The organism is Chryseobacterium sp. SIMBA_038 (assembly GCF_046535115.1).
GTDB lineage: Bacteria > Bacteroidota > Bacteroidia > Flavobacteriales > Weeksellaceae > Chryseobacterium.
In genome coordinates this window covers 1-244 of record NZ_JAWRXH010000375.1, presented here as the reverse complement: position 1 = coordinate 244, position 244 = coordinate 1, and the positions used below count along the sequence as shown (strand labels likewise).

General features: G+C 44.3%; 1 protein-coding gene. It reads left to right on the top strand.

What is annotated here, in order from left to right; genetic code table 11:
- Positions 1–244, top strand: a 244-nt coding sequence (locus SB689_RS23955; protein WP_410694524.1) for a hypothetical protein, incomplete at both ends; no start/stop codon positions are given.

Here is a 244-nt window from a genome sequence, read left to right as displayed (position 1 = left end):
CTTTTCAGGGTTTGCAAGTCAGAACTGGAGCTGTACTCAATTCAAAAATACAGATCCGGCATCCTATACTTTAAGTTCGGCGGGCTTCTTTGGAAATCCTACCGTACAGTATGAATGGACCAAACTGAATGATCCTGCCCATACCGGCATTATTTCTACAGCAGATGCTCTGGATATGAGACCTTATGGCCTGGGTACCTATCATCTGAAAGTAATCTATTCTACAGCAGGACCTGGTGAAAGC